Source organism: Actinomadura rifamycini DSM 43936 (genome assembly GCF_000425065.1).
GTDB lineage: Bacteria > Actinomycetota > Actinomycetes > Streptosporangiales > Streptosporangiaceae > Spirillospora > Spirillospora rifamycini.
The window spans coordinates 121209-137828 of the sequence record NZ_AULB01000011.1 but is presented as its reverse complement, the minus strand read 5'-3'; the positions used below and the strand labels follow the sequence as shown (position 1 = coordinate 137828).

The following is a 16620-nucleotide window of genomic DNA, read 5'->3' as shown; positions in this document are numbered from 1 at the left end:
GTGGAGACGATGTTGCGGATCCATCGGGTCACCCCTTCTTCCACGAGCCCATCGTCACAGCCGGTCACCACCCGAGCACGAGTAATCGCTTGAAAGGCGCCGCCAGAGAGCTGATCGGGGCGATCAGATTCCGGGCGACCAGGCTTCCGCGCCGCAAAAATCTGAATGTGCGAAAGTTGCTCGCCCCGATGTTCGACCCCACCACCCCTCTGACCTGGCCTTTTTTGGAGACGACCACCTCCGCGTGACCAATCCGGTTGCGAGACTTGACCAGATGCACAAAGTTATGGAGCTGTACGCAGCGTGATGATCACAGGTCATCACGGCCCGACATCCGTTCAGGGGGGAGCGGAAATGCCGAGTGCCTACCTTCGCCGCCGACGGCTCGCCGTCGAGATGCGCAAGCTGCGCGAAGAGCGCGGCGTGACCGTCGAGGAAGTCGCCGGACGCATCTATCTGTCCAAATCCAAGATCACCCGGCTGGAGAACGCCCAACTGCGGCCCGAACTCGCCGACATCATGAGCATGCTCGACATCTACGAGGCCACGCCTCAGCAGCAGGAGAGCATCCTGCGCCTCGCCCGCGAGGCGGCACAGCGGGGCTGGTGGGACGGCTACGGCATGTCCATGGGCCCCCGCCAGAAGATCGCCGCCGACTTCGAGAGCAGCGCCCAGACCATCCGCAGCTACGACCAGACCGCTATGCCGGGAGTCCTGCAGACTCGCGAGTTCCTGGCCGCACTGATCGAACTCGACCAACTCCAGGGGACGCTGGAGTATGTACCGGAGCGGTTGATCGAGGCCCGCGAACACCGTCAGCAGGAACTGCTCCGGCCCGACGGCCCCACCTACGAAACCATCCTCGATGAGTGCGTCATCCACCGACTGGCAGTGCCACCGGACGTGAAGGCGGCACAGATACGACACCTGGTCTCTACGACCGAGAACGAGGAACGCATCACCTTCCGGGTGCTCCCCCACGACGCCCTGATTCCGGGTGGGCTCCTTCCCAAGTCCTCCTTCTACCTCTACTCATTCGCCGACCCCGGCGATCCACCCACAGCCGTGGTCGACACCGTCACCACCGACTTCATCCTTACCCAGCGCAAGGAACTGACGAGATATAACAAGATGTACGACCGTCTACGTGAGGTCGCCCTGTCCACGGAGGACAGCATCACCTTCCTCAAGCAGGTGGCCGACGGTCTCACCGACGAGGCAGGATCGAAATCATGACCAACCACTACACCAGCTGGCGCAAATCACGCCACAGCGACCCGAACGGCCATTGCGTCGAGGTCGCCCGAGCCGCAGACGGCACAATCGGCGTCCGGGACTCCAAGGAAGATCACGCCGCCCCCATTCTTGAACTCACGCGCGCGGAGTGGAGTGCGCTCCTCTCTCACCTGCGCACGCCATGACCGCGCACTACACCGGCTGGCGAAAATCAAGCCACAGCAACCCCAACGGCGAATGCGTCGAAGTCGCCCGAGCCGCAGACGGCACAATCGGCGTCCGGGACTCTAAGGCGGCGCCCACCTCACCGGTCCTTGAGATGACACGTGCGGAGTGGAGGGCCTTCCTCTCCCGGGTCCGCTGAACCACGGGGCGGGCCGTCCTCTGATGGTCGGGGGCGGCCCGTTTGCCGCGCTACTCGGGGGTGTAGGGCTTGAAGGGTATGCGGCGGTCCATCCATGACTCGTCGAGCAGCTTGCCGGGTGCCTCACCCTGGACGAGGTCCAGGAGGAGGTCCGTGGTGAGCAGGTCGTGCGTCTCCCACACGTCGCCGTTCCGGTCCGAGATCCGGATCGGGTACGTGTCGGGCGCCGCGCCGGGTGAGACCTGCCAGTAGAGCGTGACGCCCGTGCCGGTCGAGGCCCAGGGCAGCAGCCGGGTGTCGGGGGCGAGGTCGTCGGGCGGTGCGACGACCTCGTCCTCGAACAACTCCTGGAGCTGCTCGAACTCCCGCCCCGACTCTTCGAGGTCGACGTGGGCGAAGCCGGGGCCGGGCGCGGGGACGTGGAGCCTCACGAAGTCGAGCCAGAGTCCGCCGCCACCGGCGTCGAGCAGGTCGCGGTAGTCGCGGGGGACGGGCGTTCCGAGCCGCCGCCCGACCCGTTCCCAGTCGAACGGGCCGGGCGGCGGCGCGAGGCGGGCCGCGTCGATCAGCCGCCGGGCACTGGACGTCATGCGACGCATGATCGCACCCGCGGCGGGCGCCCGTCAGGCGGGGCCGTGGCCGAGGATGCTCTTGACCTCCAGGTAGTCGTGGAAGCCGTACTCGCCCCATTCGCGGCCGTTGCCGCTCTTCTTGTAGCCGCCGAACGGGGCGTGGAAGTCGAACCCGTCGTTGATCGCGACGGATCCGGCGCGGATGCGGCGGGCGACGGCGCGGGCCTGGGCGAGGTCCTCGCCCGCCACGAAACCGGACAGGCCGTACTCGGTGTCGTTGGCGATCTCGACCGCGTGGTCCACGTCGTCGTAGCCGAGGATGGTGAGGACCGGCCCGAAGATCTCCTCGCGGGCGACGGTCATGTCGTTGGTGACGTCCGCGAACACCGTGGGCTTGACGTAGAAGCCCTTGTCGAGGCCGTCCGGACGGCCGGTGCCGCCCGCGACCAGGGTCGCGCCCTCGTCGATCCCCTTCCGGATCAGCGCCTGGATCTTCTCGAACTGGGCACCGGAGACGACGGGGCCGATGCCGAACTCCCCGTTGGGGTCGCCGACGGTGACGCCGGACGCCGCCTCGCGGGCGGCGTCGATCGCCTCGGCCATCCGGGCGCGCGGCACCAGCATGCGCGAGGGGGCGCTGCACGTCTGCCCGGAGTTGTTCATCATCGTGCCGACGCCCTTCGCGACGTTCTCGGCGAGGGAGCCGTCGTCGAGCACGATGTTGGGCCCCTTGCCGCCCAGTTCCTGGGTCACCCGCTTGACGCCGGGCGCGGCGCTGCGCGCGACCTCGACCCCGGCGCGCACCGAGCCGGTGAACGACACGAGGTCGACGCCGGGATGCGCGGACAGCGGCGCGCCGACCCCCGGACCGTCGCCCTGCACGAGGTTGAAGACGCCCGCGGGGACACCGGCGGCGTCCAGGATCTCGGCGAAGACCTGCCCGCTGAACGGCGAGTTCTCGGACGGCTTGAGCACCATCGTGCAGCCGGTCGCCAGGGCGGGGAACACCTTGACGGCGATCTGGTTCAGCGGCCAGTTCCACGGGGTGATCAGGCCGCAGACGCCGATCGGCTCCTTGACGATCAGCGTCTCGCCGCGCTGCTCCTCGAAGACGAAGCTTTCGAGGAGTTCGATCGCGGTCGTCAGGTGCCCGAGCCCGAGCTGCACCTGGAAGCCGCCCGCGAGCGCGGCGGGCGCGCCCATCTCCTCGGTGAGCGCCGCGGCGAGGTCGCCGATCCGCTTCCGGTACTCGCCGAGGATCGTGTTCAGCAGCTCCAGCCGCTCGTCGCGGGTGGACGCCGACCAGCCGGGGAACGCGTCCCGGGCGGCGGCGACCGCGCGGTCGACGTCGGCCGCCGTCCCGGCGGCGACCCGGCCGCAGACCTCCTCAGTCGCCGGGTTGACGACGTCCAGGGTCCGGTCCTCCGCCGGGTCGGTCCACCGGCCCCCGATGTAGAACGTCAGGTACTCGCGCATGACTCGCCTTCTCTCTCCCGGGGGCTGCACGGGACATCGGTCACTGCATCCCCTCGGCGTACCAGGTGCGGAACTCGGCGTAGCTCGGCATCTCCTCGGAGTTCGCCTTCGGGTCGACCGCGACGTGGACGACCGCCGTCCTCCCGCTCGCGAACGCCCGCTTGATCGCGGGCGCGATGTCCTCGTCGCGCTCGACGTACTCGCCGTGGCAGCCGAAGCCCTCGCCGACCTTGTCGAGGCGGGTGCCGGTGCTCCAGTGCACGCCGGTCTCCCGCGACCCCTGCCCGAAGGTGCGCTTGTAGACGCCGACCTCCAGGCCCCACGCGTAGTCGACGGCCACGACGCAGACGAGCGGCAGGTTCAGCCGCGCCGCCGTCTCCAGTTCGGCGATGTGGAACATGAAGGACGAGTCGCCGGTGACCAGCATGACCGGGCGCCGCCCGCCGTCCGCGACGGAGGCGCCGACGGCGTAGGGCAGGCCGGTGCCGAGGTGGCCGAAGTTCTGGTTCCAGATGACGTCGTGCGGTTTGGCCTGCGAGTACGTCCACTGGAAGATGGTCGTGGCGCCGCCGTCGCGGACCATGATGCCGTCCGCCGGGAACACCTTCGTGGCCTCGACGACCAGGCGGGCCGGGTGGACGGGCGACATGCCGGACGGGGCGGAGTCCGCGAGGCCGGCGAGCCGCTCGGCGTCCTCCCTGATCCAGCCGGCGAGTTCCGGGGACGGCTCGCGGGGGGTGTCGCCGAGGGCCTCGGCGAGCTGCGGGACGACCGCGCGCAGGTCGCCGACGAGCGGCACGTCGATCGGGCGGTTCACGCCGATCGCCTCGGGGTCCTGCTCCACGAGGATCCACGTGCGGTCCGCCTCGTTCTCGGCCCAGTGCCGTCCGCGCCCGTAGTGGACGGGCTCGCCGAGTTCGGTGCCGAGGGCGAGGCACAGGTCGGACTTCACGACGGCGTCGACCGCCGACGGGGAGAAGCCGTAGGGGAAGGTGCGGTCCTCCAGGCCCGCGATGTAGGAGGTGCCGCCGGACGTCTGGACGACCGGGCACGCCATCTTCTCCGCGAGGGCCCGGACCGACGCACCGGAACGGGACGTGTGGACGCCGTGCCCGACGAGGATGACCGGCTGCTTCGCGGCGCCGATGAGCCGGGCCGCCTCGGCGACCCGCTCGGCGCCCGCGGTCTGGCCGACCAGGCGGTACCGCTCGGGCGGCGCCGCCGGGGGGACGTCGAGCTCCTCCTGGATCACGTGGGCCGGGTACTCGATGTACGCCGGGCCGGGGGTGCCGGTCAGCGCCTTGCGCAGGGCCTCGCGGACGATCTCGTCGGTCTGGTCGGCGTACTCGATGCTGGCCGCGTACTTGACCGACGGCTCGAACAGCCCGGACTGCTTGACGAACTGGATGCGCCCCCGCCGGACCCGCTGCTCGGTGATGCGGGCGCGCTGCCCGCCGAGGAAGATCACCGGCGAGTTCTCGACCTTGGCGCACTGGACGGCCGGGGCCATGTTCGCCATGCCGGGGCCGAGCGTGCCGATGCACACGGCGGCCTTGCCGGTCATGCGCGCCACCGCCTCGGCCATGAACCCGGCGGACGCCTCGTGGTGCGGCGCGACGACGTTCCAGCCGCGCTCCTCGGCGAGGTGGAACAGGTGCACGAAGTTCGGGTCGGGGATGCCGAAGATCGTGTCGATGCCCTCGGCCTCGAAGAGGTCCAGGATCCGCTCGTAGACCTTAACCGGCATGCTCGCTTCCCTTCGTGGCCATCGCGAAGCTCCTCGCGATGTGGTCGTTGTGCGCCGACGGGACGACCGGCAGGATCCACGGGGCGGCGGTGTCGCGGATCGCGCCGATCCGCTCGCCGACCTGCTCGACCGTCCAGGACGGCCGGTACTCGCCGGGCGTCTCGGCGATGAAGGCCCGCGCCACCCGGCCCGCGATCGCCACCAGCATCTCGCCGGTGACCGAGCACGACTCGTGCGCGAGCCACCCCACGGCCGGGGCCGCGAGGTCCGGGCCCATGGGCGGGTAGGCGGAGGTGTCGATGCCGTCGGCCATCCGGGTGACCGCGGCGGGGACGACGACGTTGCACTTCACCCCGGCGTCGGCGCCTTCGAGCGCGACCACGTTGGACAGGCCGATGACGCCGGCCTTGGCCATGGCGTAGTTCGCGACCCCGCGGTTGCCGTACAGCCCGCCGATCGACGAGGTCAGCACGACGCGGCCGTAGCCCGCGTCGCGCATCGCGGGGAACGCGGGCCGCACGACGTTGAACGCGCCGCGCAGGTGGACGTCCAGGACGGCGTCGAGGTCCTCGTGCGTCATCTCCGCGAGCGGTGCGGGCCGGTGGTTCCCGGCGTTGTGGACCAGGGCGTCGACGCGGCCGTAGCGGTCGAGCGCCGTCCCGACGATCGCGGCGCCGCCCTCGGGCGTCGCGACGGAAGCGGTGCACGCGACGGCCTCTCCCCCGGCGGCCTCGATCTCCCGGACGACCTCGGCGGCGGGCCCCGGGTCGGTGCCGTCGCCGCGCATCGTCCCGCCGGGGTCGTTGACGACGACCGCCGCGCCGCGCGACGCGAGCAGCAGCGCGTAGGCGCGGCCGAGGCCCCGGCCCGCGCCGGTGACCACGGCGACGCGGCCGTCGAATCTCAACTCGCCGCCGGTCATCGGCCGCCCGCCCCGCCGTCCGCGTCCCCGTCCGCGTGTCCGTCCGCGTTTCCGTCCAGGACGAGCCCGTCCATGGCGCCCGCGTCGCGCCAAGCCCGCAGCAGCTCCTCCATGGCGAAGAAGCCGGGCCCGTAGGGTTCGCCGAGGTGCGACCGGATGTTCCGCTCGCCTTCGTTGTTGTAGTAGCCGGGCGTGCATTCGCGGATGAACCGCACGTTGTCGATGGCGTTGTCGCGGATCGTGGCGCACCACGCGTCCTGCGCCTCGGCGGTGGGTTCGAGGGTCGCCGCGCCGCGCGCCCGCGTCTCGGCGATGAGGTAGGCGATGTGGTCGGCCTGCTGCTCGAACATCGCGGTCGTGCTGGCGGTCACGCCGCCCTGGAGGAACCCGGTCCACAGCAGGTTGGGAAAGCCGTGGCTGGTGATGCCGTGCAGGGTGCGGTAGCCGCCGGACCAGTGGTCGTAGAGCGACAGGCCGTCCCGGCCGGTGAACGGCTCGATGGCGAGCCGCCGGTCCAGGTCGGTGGTGATCTCGAAGCCGCTGGCGAAGACGATGCAGTCGACCTGGTGCTCGACGCCGCGGGCGACGATGCCCTTGGGGGTGATGCGCTCGACGCCCTTGCTGCCCGAGACGTCCACGAGGGTGACGTTCGGGCGGTTGAAGGTCGGAAGGTAGTCGTCGCTGAAGCCCGGGCGCTTGCACAGGAAGCGGTAGTAGGGCTTCAGCGCCTCGGCCGTCTCCGGGTCGTCGACGATCTCGTCGACGCGGTCGCGCATCCGCTGCATCGCCCGGTAGTCCTGGATCTCCCGGAGCTCCATGAACGTCCGCGGGTCGGCGAGCGCGTCCCAGCCGCCGGTGGCGTCCAGGTGGGCGGCCAGGTTCCGGCTGACCTCGGTCCAGCCGTCGCAGACCAGGTCGGGCTGGCCGGGCGCGAACGCCTCGAAAGCGGCGGTGTGGAAGTTGCGCTGCCGCTCCTTCTGCCAGCCCGGCTCCAGCGTCTTCACCCATGCGGGATCGGTCCTCGCGTTGCCGCGCTCGTGGATGTACGACGGGGTGCGCTGGAAGACGTACAGGTGCTCGGCCGAGCGCGCGAGGTGCGGGATCACGCCGATGCCGGACGCGCCGGTGCCGACGATCGCGACCCGCTTGCCGGCGAGGCCGTCCATGCCGCCGTCCATGTCCCCGCCGGTGTAGGCGTAGTCCCAGCGCGCCGAGTGGAACATGTGCCCCTCGAACTCGGTGATGCCGGGGACGCCGGGGAGCTTCGGCCGGTTGAACGGCCCCTGGCACATGACGACGAAGCGGGCCCGCAGGTCGTCGCCCCGGTTCGTGGCGATCCGCCAGCGCCGGATCTCCCCGTCCCACCGCATCGACTCGACCTTCGTACCGAAGACCGCGCCGTCGTAGAGGCCGAAGTGCCTGCCGATGCGGCGGGCGTGCTCGAAGCACTCCCGGCCGGAGGAGTACTTCTCCACCGGCATGTAGCCGGTCTCCTCCAGCAGCGGCAGGTAGCAGTAGCTGTCGGTGTCGACCTGGATGCCGGGGTAGCGGTTCCAGTACCAGACGCCGCCGAAGTCGCCGCCGAGCTCGATGATCCGGCAGTCCTCGACGCCCGCCCGCTTGATCCGCGCCGCGGCGATGAGGCCCGCGAAGCCGCCGCCCAGGACGGCCGCCTCGATGTCGGCCGAGATCGGTTCGCGGGGCGCGGCGGGCGTGTAGGGGTCGGCGTCGTAGTAGTCCCCGAACTCGCCCTCGGCGGCGAGGTACTGCCGCTGCCCCTCGGGACGGAGCCGCTTGTCGCGCTCGGCCAGGTACCTGGCCCGGAGCGCCGCGTGGTCGATGTCGGGTGTCTGTGTGGGTTCGCAGTCGTGCATGCGTCCTCGGCTCGGGGCTCGGGGCTCGGGGCTCGGGGGGCGGGTCAGGCGAGGTCGCGCGGTTCGCCCGTCCCCATGTACTTCGCGAGGTTGTGGTGCAGGTTCACGACGCTGCGCTCGCGGTACGGGTTGGGCTTCGGGCCGGTGAAGCCGCGCGACTTCAGGCCCTTCTGGACGGCGGCCATGTTCGAGAAGTCCTGCGGCAGGACGGTCCGCCATCCCGGGTCGTCCTCCGGGGTGTGGACCCACTCGGTCTCCGGCTCCTCGCCGGGCGGGAACAGCTCGTAGACGGCGGCCTCGAAGATGCACTTGTCCGGGTCGTGGCCGTACGGCCGGAACCGGTAGCAGAGCATGTTGTTCGGCGCGTGCCCGATCTGGAAGTTCGGGAAGATCTGCCAGGCGGTGCCGGCCTTCGCCACGGCCTCCGGCGGGACGGTCGGCCAGATCACGCCGCGCTCGGCGTCCTTGCGGCGGGCCGAGTCCAGCCAGTGCCGCAGCACCTCGGGGCCCGGGGTGCCCTCCGGGACGTCGTCGACCAGCTCGCGGGCCGCCTGCACGAGCGTCCAGGTGGTGTTGGTGTTGGCGTTCTCCCAGGTGAAGTTCTGCAGGTCGGCCGTCGCCTTGCGCGGGTCGTCGCCGGAGCCGAGCCGGACCTTGCCCTGGTTCTCGTCCATGTTCTTGGGCGCGTCGTAGCCGATGTTGCTGTGCCTGCCGTGCGACCTGGCCCAGCCGAGGAAGCCGCCGAACTCCATGAACTCCGGGTGGGTGTAGGGGACGTGGTACGTCTCCATGAACGCCTCGAAAGCGACCTTCCAGTTGCAGTCGAAGACCAGCCAGCGCCGCCACCGGTACCGCATGTTCTCGAGCCGGAACGGGTCCAGCAGGGTCGCGGCGGGCTCCAGGTAGTCGCGCAGCGGCTCGCAGTCCGGGTCCAGGTTGATCCAGAGCCAGCCGCCCCAGGTGTCGATGTTCACCCGGCGCAGGGCGATCCGCTCGTCGGTCAGCCCGCACGGCCAGTCCTCCCGCTCGGGGACGTGCGTGCACGCGCCGTCGAGGTCGTAGCGCCAGCCGTGGAAGCCGCACACGAACCCCCGGCCGCGGCCCCGGGCGTCGTGCGCGCCCGGCGGGACGTCGACGAGCCGCCGCCCCCGGTGCGAGCAGACGTTGTGGTACGCGCGGAACCGGTCCTTCGCGGTGCGGACCACGATGACCGAGTCGTCGAGGATGTCGTAGGTGAGCCAGTCGCCGACCTCGGGCAGCTCCTCGACGCGGGCGGCCTGCTGCCACACCTTGGCCCACAGCCGGTCGCCCTCGGCCCGCGCGTACTCCTCGGAGACGTACGCCTCCACGCCGATCGTCATGGGCTCCGACAGCGGCTCGGCCGGTGCCCGGGTGTTCTCGAGGGTTTCGCTCATGACGTGCTCCAACTCCGTCAGGAGATGCTCGGGGGTGGGCGGGCGACGCGGCCCGGCTACTGCGTGATGGCCGCGCGGAACGACTCGTCCTTGAGGAAGAGCGTGGTGTTGTCGGCGGCCAGGTGGCTCCACTTGAGGTTCAGGCCGCCGTCCACGAGGATCGTCTGCCCGGTGATGTAGCTCGACAGGTCCGACAGCAGGAAGAGGATCGGCCCGGCCTGCTCCTCCGGGCGGCCGCGCCGACCCATCGCGATGGCGCGGCGGTCGCGCTCCGGGTCCTCGTCGACGTAGGTGCCGGACGCGGGCGTCTCGGTCACGCCGGGCGCGACGGCGTTCACCCGGACGCCGTCCAGGGCCAGCTCGACGGCCATCGTGCGGGTCGCCGCGACCAGCGCCGCCTTCGCCGTGCCGTAGCCGACGTGGTAGGGCGCGGTGTTCATGCCGCTGATGGACGAGATCGACACGATCGAGCCGGGGCGGCCCTGCGCGCGCAGCTCCGCGGCGACCGCGCGGCTCATGAAGAACATCGTCTCGAGGTTCTGCGCGAACAGCGCCCGCCAGTCCTCGCGGGTGACGCGGGTCGCGCGCATCCACGTCTCCGGGGCGGCGCCGCCCGCGACGTTGACCAGCCCGTACAGCTCGCCCGGCGCCTTCACCGCCGCCTCCATCGCGGCGGCGACGCCCTCGTCGGTGGAGGCGTCGGCGGCGACCGGCACGACCGGGAGCCCCGCCGCGGCGAGCGGCCCGACGTGCTTCTCGAGGTTCTCCGGGGAGCGGCTCACCGCGACGACGGTGGCGCCGGCGCGGGCCGCCAGCCGGGCCACCGCGGTGCCGATGCCGCCGCCGCCCGCGCCGGACACGATGACGACGCGGCCGTCCAGGCCCAGGAAGTCGTGGGACGTCATGACTCGGTTCGGCCTTCCCGTCGGAGTGCGAGGACGCTGCCCTCGGCGTCGCCGGAGACGTAGAGGGCGCCGTCCGGTCCCGCGGCGATGCCCGCGAAGAGGCCCTGCGGACCGGAGAACGGCATCAGCCCCTTGAGGGGCTTGGGGGGCGCGCCGAGCGGGGCGCCCACCGGCAGGTCGCGGGCGATCACGGTGCGGGTCCCGGCGTCCGGGTCGATCTCGACCAGCGATTTCGCGCCCGCGTCGACGACGGTGAGGGTCCCGCCGCGGACCAGGACGCCCTGCGGCTCGGCCAGGCCGTCCGCCACGGTGGCGGTGCCGGAGCCGGTGATCGCGACGACGCGCCCGGCGCCGGACTCGGAGACCAGGCAGGCGCCGTCCGCGCGGAACGCGACGCCCATCGGCCGGTCCAGGCCCGACGCGAGGGTCGTCACCTCCCCGTCCCGCACCGACACGACGCGGCCGGTGCCGAGTTCGGCCGCGACGACGGCGCCGTCCGGCGCGACCGCCACGCCGTAGAGCCGGTCGAACGGGTCGTCCTCCCCCGCCAGCACCCGGTGCTCGGCGCGGGCGGGGTCCCACCGGGCGATCCGGCCGTTGGAGGTGGTGACGACGACCGCGCCGCCGCCGACCGCGCCGATCCCGCGGACGTAGCCGGGCCAGCCGGGGCTGAAGAGCATGCCGAGGACCGCGGGCTCCCCACCCGGCCGGAGGCCGTAGACGTAGGTGCCGTCGGCGACGTAGAGGGTGCCGTCGGGGCCGACCGTCAGGTCCAGCGGCCAGGTCAGGCCGCCGGGCAGCACGTCCCTGGTGCGGCCCGGGCCGAGGATCTCGGTGATCCGGCCGGTGAAGCTCGAGACGAACAGCCGGTCGCCCGCGAACGCCAGGTTGTCCAGGCCGGGATCGAGCGCCGCCAGGACGGTGCGCTCGCCGGTGCGGGGGTCGATCCGCAGGACCTCCCCGGTTGCGGCCTGCGTCGACACGATGCGGCCCTCGGCGTCGAACTTGACCGCGTCCGGGACGCCCAGGTCCCCCGCGACCCGCTCGGGCTCCCCGCCGTCCGGGTCGACGCGCCAGATGTCGTTCGACCCCAGCACCGGGTAGTACAGCAGGCCGTCGGGCCCGGCCTCCATGGCGTTGGGCATCGGCAGGTTCTCCAGCAGCACGCGGGGGGCGCCGCCGTTCAGGTCGATTTCCAGCAGGCGGCCGCCGACCCGGCACTCGTCGACGAACAGCCGCCCCCGGTGGAAGGTGATGCCGTTCGCGCCCGGCAGGTCGTCGCGGAGCACGCGGGTGCGGCCGTCCGCGCCGCGCACGCTCACCCGCCCGTCGTAGTACTCGGTGGCGTAGAGGTCGCCGGCGGCGTCGAAGGCGACGTCGTCGGGCGCGACGATTTCGGAGCCCTGCGCGCTGACGGTCTCCAGCGCGCCGGAGTCGACGTCGAGCGCGCTGATCCGGCTCCCCGCGACCTGGGCCACGTACACGCGGCCGTCCGGGCCGGTGCGCAGGCCGTTCGCGCCGAACAGCCGGCTGGGCGGGCAGAGCCGTTCGAGGCTCCACCCGTCCGCGAGGCCGGTCGGTGCCGCGCCCGTATAGCGCGCCTCTCGCATCACGATGGCCCCTCCCGAGCTATCAATACTTGCAAGGAATGTAACGCTTGCCCTCACTGATCACAAGACTCCTCTCAGCAAGCGAGAACCGTCCTTCCGTCCCATCGCCGGACCGCCCGGTGTCCGCCCGGCGCGAGCCGCACACCGGGGCTTGACGGCGGATCCGGACCGTGCAAGCCTCATGCTCACTTGACGAGAATGATGTTCTTGCTACGAGGAATCGGCACCGACCGGCGCCGGTGACCGCCGTGGAAACGCACGGCGGAGAACCGGCCGATCCCGCTTCGCGGCGGCCGCGGCGAAACGCCGGAACGGCGTTCACCGGCCGCGCATCGCTGCCCGCGCACCACCGGCCGCACATCCGCGGCGTCCTTTTCGATTTCCTGCCCGGAGCCGCCTCCGGCCAGGTCAACGGCCCGTGAAGCGGGCCGGGCGGGGCGAACGGTCCCGGCGCGTCCGTTTTCTCGCGGCTTTCAGGAAGGACGGTTTCGCCAATGTTCTCGGCGATCCTGATCACCGAAGACGGCTCTCCCCGGGCCCAAGTGACGCGCCTCGACGAGGCCGACCTGCCGGACGGCGATGTCCGCGTCGACGTCGAATACTCCACGCTCAACTACAAGGACGCGCTCGCCATCACCGGCGCCTCCCCCGTCGTGCGCGCGTGGCCGATGGTGCCCGGCATCGACCTCGCGGGCACCGTCGCCGAGAGCGCCCACCCGGACTGGAAGGAGGGCGACCGCGTCGTCCTCAACGGGTGGGGCGCCGGCGAGAGCCACTGGGGCGGGCTCGCCCAGAAGGCCCGCGTGAACGGCGACTGGCTCGTCCCGCTGCCCGCCGTGTTCGGCTCCCGGCAGGCCATGGCGATCGGCACGGCCGGGTACACCGCGAGCCTGTGCGTGGCCGCCCTGCTCGACCGCGGCGTGCGTCCCGGCGGGGGCGAGGTGCTGGTGACGGGCGCGACGGGCGGCGTCGGCGGCGTCGCGATCGCACTGCTCGCGCGGGCCGGGTTCACCGTGGCCGCGTCCACCGGGAAGGCGGCGGAGGCCGGCTACCTGCGGCGGCTCGGCGCGGACACCGTCGTGGACGCCGCCGGCCTCGCCGGTCCGGGCAGGCCGCTGCAGAAGGAGCGCTGGGCGGGCGTCGTCGACACCCTGGGCAGCCGCACGCTCGCCAACGCCTGCGCGCAGACCCGCCGGGACGGCGCCGTCGCCGCGTGCGGGCTCGCCCAGGGCATGGACTTCCCCGCCTCCGTCGCCCCCTTCATCCTGCGGGGCGTGTCGCTGCTCGGCATCGACAGCGTGTCGGCGCCCCGCGCGCGGCGCACGGCGGCATGGGACCGCCTGGCGCGCGACCTGGACCCGGACGCGCTGGACGCCATGACCGAGGAGATCGCGCTCGGCGAGGCCGTCGCCGCGGCCGGCCGGTTCCTCGAACGGCGGGTCCGCGGCCGCATCGTCGTCGACGTCAACCGGTGAGGGAGCGGTGATGAGCACGAATCCGAACGGGTCCGGGACCCCCGGGCTCGACCTGTCCGACGTGGCGCACCGCCTCGGGCAGCCGATCGGCGGCGGGCAGCTGTGGGAGCCGTGCGGCGCGTCCGACATCCGCCGCTGGGCCATGGCGATGGACTACCCCAACCCGCTGCACTGGGACGAGGAGTTCGCCCGCGCGTCGAGGTTCGGCGGGCTCGTCGCGCCGCAGTCGATGGCGGTCGCGCTGGACTACGGGCACGGCGCGGCGCCCGCGTGCGTGGGCCGCATCCCCGGCAGCCACCTCATCTTCGGCGGCGAGGAGTGGTGGTTCTACGGCACCCCCGTGCGGCCCGGCGACACGCTCTTCCAGGAACGCCGCTTCCACGACTACAAGGTCGCCGAGACGAAGTTCGCCGGGCCGACGATGTTCTCCCGCGGCGACACCGTCCACACCAACCAGCACGGCGCCCTGGTGGCCCGCGAGCGGTCCACCGCGATCCGCTACCTGTACGAGGAGGCGCGGCGGCGCGGCATGTACGAGGACCGGCTCGGTCCGGTGAAGAGCTGGACGCGGGCGGAACTCGACGAGATCGCGAAGATCCGGCACGACTGGCTGATGTCGAACCGCGCGGGCGCCTCCCCGCGGTTCGACGAGGTCGAGGTCGGCGACCGGCTGCCGCGCCGCGTCATCGGGCCGCACAGCATCGCGTCCTTCACCACCGAGTACCGCGCCTTCCTGTTCAACATCTGGGGGACGTTCCACTGGGTCGCGCCCGACGGCGTCGACGACCCGTGGGTCCACCAGGACCCGGGCTGGGGCGAGGACTTCGCGTTCGACGAGGAGGGCGCCCGGATCGACCCGCGCAAGCGCGACGGGCTGTACGTCGGGCCGTCCCGCGGGCACATCGACGCCGAACGGGCCGGCGAGGTCGGCATGGCGCGCGCCTACGGCTACGGCGCCACGATGGGCGCCTGGTGCACCGACTACCTCGCCTACTGGGCCGGGACCGACGGCATGGTCCGGCACTCCAAGGCCGACTTCCGCGGCCCCGCCTTCGAGGGCGACGTGACGTACCTCGACGCCGAGGTCAGCGGAAAGGACACGGACACGGCGTGGGGGGTGCCGCTCGTCCGGGTCGACCTGCGCCTCACGAACCAGGAGGGTTCCGTGCTGGTGACCTGCACCGCCGAGGTCGAGCTCCCGCTCTAGTCCCCTGCCGCGTCAAGGAGATCGCCGATGGGCGCTCAGACCCCCTCCCCTCCCCCGATGCCCTCCCTCGCGTCGGGGCCGCCGCTCGACTCCGAACCCGGCCTCGGGCCGCTCACCCTGCCCGGGTTCCTCCGCGAGACGACGTCCCGGTACGGCGAGCGCGAGGCGCTCGTCATGCGCACCGGCGCGGGCCCCGGCACGGGCCCCGGCGCGGACGCCGGCGCGGACGCCGTCCGCTGGACCTACACCGACCTGTGGGAGCGCTCGCTCGGCGTGGCGCGCGCCCTGCGGGCGTGCGGCCTGGGCAAGGACGGCCGCGTCGGGGTCCTGATGACGAACCGCGCCGAGTGGCTCGCGGCCGTGTTCGGCACGTCGCTCGCCGGGGGCGTGGCCGTCCCGCTCAGCACGTTCTCGACGCCGCCCGAGCTGGACCACCTGCTCCGGGCGTCCGGCGTCTCGGTCCTGCTGTTCGAGCGGACGGCCGCGAAGCGCGACTTCGCGGCCGTCCTCACCGGGCTGGAACCCGGCATCGGCGCGGAGGCGGCGCCGCTGCGGTCGGCGCGGTACCCCTACCTTCGGCACGTCGCCGCGGTCGGCGAGGCCGCGCCGGGCATCGAGGGCTGGGACGCCTTCCTGGCGCGCGGGGCCGCCGAGCCGCGCGGGGCGCTGGAGGCGGCGGCGGACGCGGTGCTGCCGAGCGACACCGCCGCGCTGTTCTTCTCGTCCGGTTCCACGAGCCGCCCGAAGGGCATCGTGAGCGCCCACCGCGGCATCGCCGTCCAGCTGTGGCGGTTCCGGCGGATGTACGGCGTCGGTCCGGACGACGAGGTGCGCACCTGGACGGCGAACGGGTTCTTCTGGTCCGGCAACTTCGGCATGGCGATCGGGACGACCCTGGCCGCGGGCGGCTCGCTCGTCCTGCAGCCGACGTTCGACCCCGCCGAGGCGCTCGCGCTGATGCAGGCGGAACGGGTGACGCTGCCGCTGGCCTGGCCGCACCAGTGGGCGCAGCTCGAGAGCGCCCCCGGCTACGCCGGCGCCGACCTGAGCAGCCTGCGGTTCGTGGACCGCGGCACCCCGCTCGCGAAGCATCCGACGGTGTCGTCGCGCTGGTCCGAGCCGGGCCGCGCCTACGGCAACACCGAGACGTTCACGATCACGACGGCCTATCCGGCGGAGACGCCGGAGGACGTCCACGCGGGCAGCAGCGGGGTGCCGCTCCCGGGCAACACCGTCAAGATCGTCGACCCGCTCACCGGCGCGGTCGTCCCCCGCGGCGAGCGCGGCGAGATCTGCGTGAAAGGCCCCACGCTGATGCTCGGGTACCTCGGCGCGCCCCTCGACGAGACGCTCGACGCGGAGGGGTTCTTCCACACCGGCGACGGCGGCCGCCTGGACGGCGAGGGCCGGCTGCACTGGACGGGCCGGCTCACCGACGTCATCAAGACCGGCGGCGCCAACGTCTCGCCGCGCGAGGTCGACGCCGCGCTCGCCGCGCACCCCGCGGTCAAGGCGGCGCACACCGTCGGCGTCCCGCACGAGACCCTCGGCGAGGTCGTCGTCGGCTGCGTCGTCCCGCGCGACGGCGCGCCCCGCGACGCCGCCGCGCTGCGCGCCTTCCTGCGGGAGAGCCTGGCGAGCTACAAGGTGCCGCGCCACGTTCTGTTCTTCGCCGAGGACGAGATCCCCCTCACCGGAAGCTCCAAGGTCAAGACCGGCGACCTGCGGAAACTCGCGGCGGACCGGCTGGACGCCCGGAGCTGAAACCCCGGCCAGAGGCCGGCTCCGATGCCCGGAGCCGGCCTCCCGCCGTGCGC

At 72.4% G+C, this 16620-nt stretch carries 14 protein-coding genes; 6 read left to right on the top strand and 8 right to left on the bottom strand.

Features of this window, described 5'->3' with window-relative positions:
• Positions 1–354: 354 nt before the first annotated feature.
• The 3 genes from H505_RS0110965 to H505_RS48845 are packed head-to-tail and all read left to right on the top strand — an operon-like array spanning position 355 to position 1600.
• The gene (locus H505_RS0110965) at positions 355–1236 is read left to right on the top strand and encodes a helix-turn-helix domain-containing protein (RefSeq protein ID WP_026402018.1); all 882 of its coding nucleotides are present in this window, start codon (positions 355–357) and stop codon (positions 1234–1236) included.
• Entirely contained in the window at positions 1233–1421 is a 189-nt protein-coding gene (locus tag H505_RS48850; protein WP_084550097.1) for a DUF397 domain-containing protein, read from the top strand. Before H505_RS0110965 ends, H505_RS48850 begins: the two co-directional genes overlap by 4 nt.
• A complete protein-coding gene (locus tag H505_RS48845) occupies positions 1418–1600 on the top strand; it encodes a DUF397 domain-containing protein (RefSeq protein ID WP_084550096.1) in 183 nt (60 codons plus the stop codon). Before H505_RS48850 ends, H505_RS48845 begins: the two co-directional genes overlap by 4 nt.
• 50 nt (positions 1601–1650) lie before the next feature.
• On the opposite strand, the gene H505_RS0110960 is transcribed toward H505_RS48845, so the two are convergent.
• The 8 genes from H505_RS0110960 to H505_RS0110925 are packed head-to-tail and all read right to left on the bottom strand — an operon-like array spanning position 1651 to position 12121.
• Positions 1651–2190, bottom strand: a complete 540-nt coding sequence (locus H505_RS0110960) for an SMI1/KNR4 family protein (RefSeq protein ID WP_026402017.1) — start codon at positions 2188–2190, stop codon at positions 1651–1653.
• Between the two features lie 33 nt (positions 2191–2223).
• Entirely contained in the window at positions 2224–3648 is a 1425-nt protein-coding gene (locus tag H505_RS0110955) for an aldehyde dehydrogenase family protein (RefSeq protein ID WP_026402016.1), read from the bottom strand.
• A 40-nt stretch (positions 3649–3688) separates the two neighbouring features.
• On the bottom strand, positions 3689–5395 hold the full coding sequence (locus tag H505_RS0110950; protein ID WP_026402015.1) for a thiamine pyrophosphate-binding protein: 1707 nt from the start codon (positions 5393–5395) through the stop codon (positions 3689–3691).
• Entirely contained in the window at positions 5385–6317 is a 933-nt protein-coding gene (locus H505_RS0110945) for an SDR family NAD(P)-dependent oxidoreductase (RefSeq protein WP_026402014.1), read from the bottom strand. The genes H505_RS0110950 and H505_RS0110945 overlap by 11 nt, the downstream gene beginning before the upstream one ends.
• Complete coding sequence (locus H505_RS41170) at positions 6314–8191, bottom strand: flavin-containing monooxygenase (protein WP_051300531.1); 1878 nt, start codon at positions 8189–8191, stop codon at positions 6314–6316. Before H505_RS41170 ends, H505_RS0110945 begins: the two co-directional genes overlap by 4 nt.
• A gap of 44 nt (positions 8192–8235) precedes the next feature.
• A complete protein-coding gene (locus H505_RS0110935) occupies positions 8236–9606 on the bottom strand; it encodes an aromatic ring-hydroxylating oxygenase subunit alpha (RefSeq protein WP_026402013.1) in 1371 nt (456 codons plus the stop codon).
• Between the two features lie 56 nt (positions 9607–9662).
• Positions 9663–10511: an SDR family NAD(P)-dependent oxidoreductase gene (locus tag H505_RS0110930; protein ID WP_026402012.1), complete on the bottom strand. Its 849-nt coding sequence runs from the start codon at positions 10509–10511 to the stop codon at positions 9663–9665.
• Positions 10508–12121, bottom strand: coding sequence for an SMP-30/gluconolactonase/LRE family protein (locus H505_RS0110925; RefSeq protein WP_034517534.1), 1614 nt, complete (start codon positions 12119–12121; stop codon positions 10508–10510). The genes H505_RS0110930 and H505_RS0110925 overlap by 4 nt, the downstream gene beginning before the upstream one ends.
• 494 nt (positions 12122–12615) lie before the next feature.
• Here H505_RS0110925 and acuI point away from each other — a divergent pair, with 494 nt between their 5' ends.
• Genes acuI through H505_RS0110905 form a run of 3 tightly spaced genes read left to right on the top strand, consistent with a single transcriptional unit; the run spans position 12616 to position 16567 of the window.
• Positions 12616–13596 (top strand): acrylyl-CoA reductase (NADPH), encoded by a 981-nt coding sequence (gene acuI / locus H505_RS0110915; RefSeq protein WP_026402009.1) that lies wholly within the window; start codon positions 12616–12618, stop codon positions 13594–13596.
• A gap of 10 nt (positions 13597–13606) precedes the next feature.
• Entirely contained in the window at positions 13607–14803 is a 1197-nt protein-coding gene (locus H505_RS0110910; RefSeq protein ID WP_026402008.1) for an FAS1-like dehydratase domain-containing protein, read from the top strand.
• A gap of 27 nt (positions 14804–14830) precedes the next feature.
• Positions 14831–16567: a class I adenylate-forming enzyme family protein gene (locus H505_RS0110905; RefSeq protein ID WP_211238451.1), complete on the top strand. Its 1737-nt coding sequence runs from the start codon at positions 14831–14833 to the stop codon at positions 16565–16567.
• Positions 16568–16620 lie beyond the last annotated feature (53 nt).

What these genes read in the sequence shown, in the direction of transcription:
- H505_RS0110945 (WP_026402014.1), bottom strand. Translation starts at nt 6,317, where the DNA reads ATGACCGGCGGCGAGTTGAGATTCGACGGCCGCGTCGCCGTGGTCACC.
- H505_RS48850 (WP_084550097.1), top strand. Translation starts at nt 1,233, where the DNA reads ATGACCAACCACTACACCAGCTGGCGCAAATCACGCCACAGCGACCCG.
- H505_RS0110910 (WP_026402008.1), top strand. Translation starts at nt 13,607, where the DNA reads ATGAGCACGAATCCGAACGGGTCCGGGACCCCCGGGCTCGACCTGTCC.
- H505_RS0110925 (WP_034517534.1), bottom strand. Translation starts at nt 12,121, where the DNA reads ATGCGAGAGGCGCGCTATACGGGCGCGGCACCGACCGGCCTCGCGGAC.
- H505_RS0110960 (WP_026402017.1), bottom strand. Translation starts at nt 2,190, where the DNA reads ATGACGTCCAGTGCCCGGCGGCTGATCGACGCGGCCCGCCTCGCGCCG.
- H505_RS0110935 (WP_026402013.1), bottom strand. Translation starts at nt 9,606, where the DNA reads ATGAGCGAAACCCTCGAGAACACCCGGGCACCGGCCGAGCCGCTGTCG.
- H505_RS41170 (WP_051300531.1), bottom strand. Translation starts at nt 8,191, where the DNA reads ATGCACGACTGCGAACCCACACAGACACCCGACATCGACCACGCGGCG.
- H505_RS0110955 (WP_026402016.1), bottom strand. Translation starts at nt 3,648, where the DNA reads ATGCGCGAGTACCTGACGTTCTACATCGGGGGCCGGTGGACCGACCCG.
- H505_RS0110905 (WP_211238451.1), top strand. Translation starts at nt 14,831, where the DNA reads ATGGGCGCTCAGACCCCCTCCCCTCCCCCGATGCCCTCCCTCGCGTCG.
- H505_RS0110930 (WP_026402012.1), bottom strand. Translation starts at nt 10,511, where the DNA reads ATGACGTCCCACGACTTCCTGGGCCTGGACGGCCGCGTCGTCATCGTG.
- H505_RS0110950 (WP_026402015.1), bottom strand. Translation starts at nt 5,395, where the DNA reads ATGCCGGTTAAGGTCTACGAGCGGATCCTGGACCTCTTCGAGGCCGAG.
- acuI (WP_026402009.1), top strand. Translation starts at nt 12,616, where the DNA reads ATGTTCTCGGCGATCCTGATCACCGAAGACGGCTCTCCCCGGGCCCAA.
- H505_RS48845 (WP_084550096.1), top strand. Translation starts at nt 1,418, where the DNA reads ATGACCGCGCACTACACCGGCTGGCGAAAATCAAGCCACAGCAACCCC.
- H505_RS0110965 (WP_026402018.1), top strand. Translation starts at nt 355, where the DNA reads ATGCCGAGTGCCTACCTTCGCCGCCGACGGCTCGCCGTCGAGATGCGC.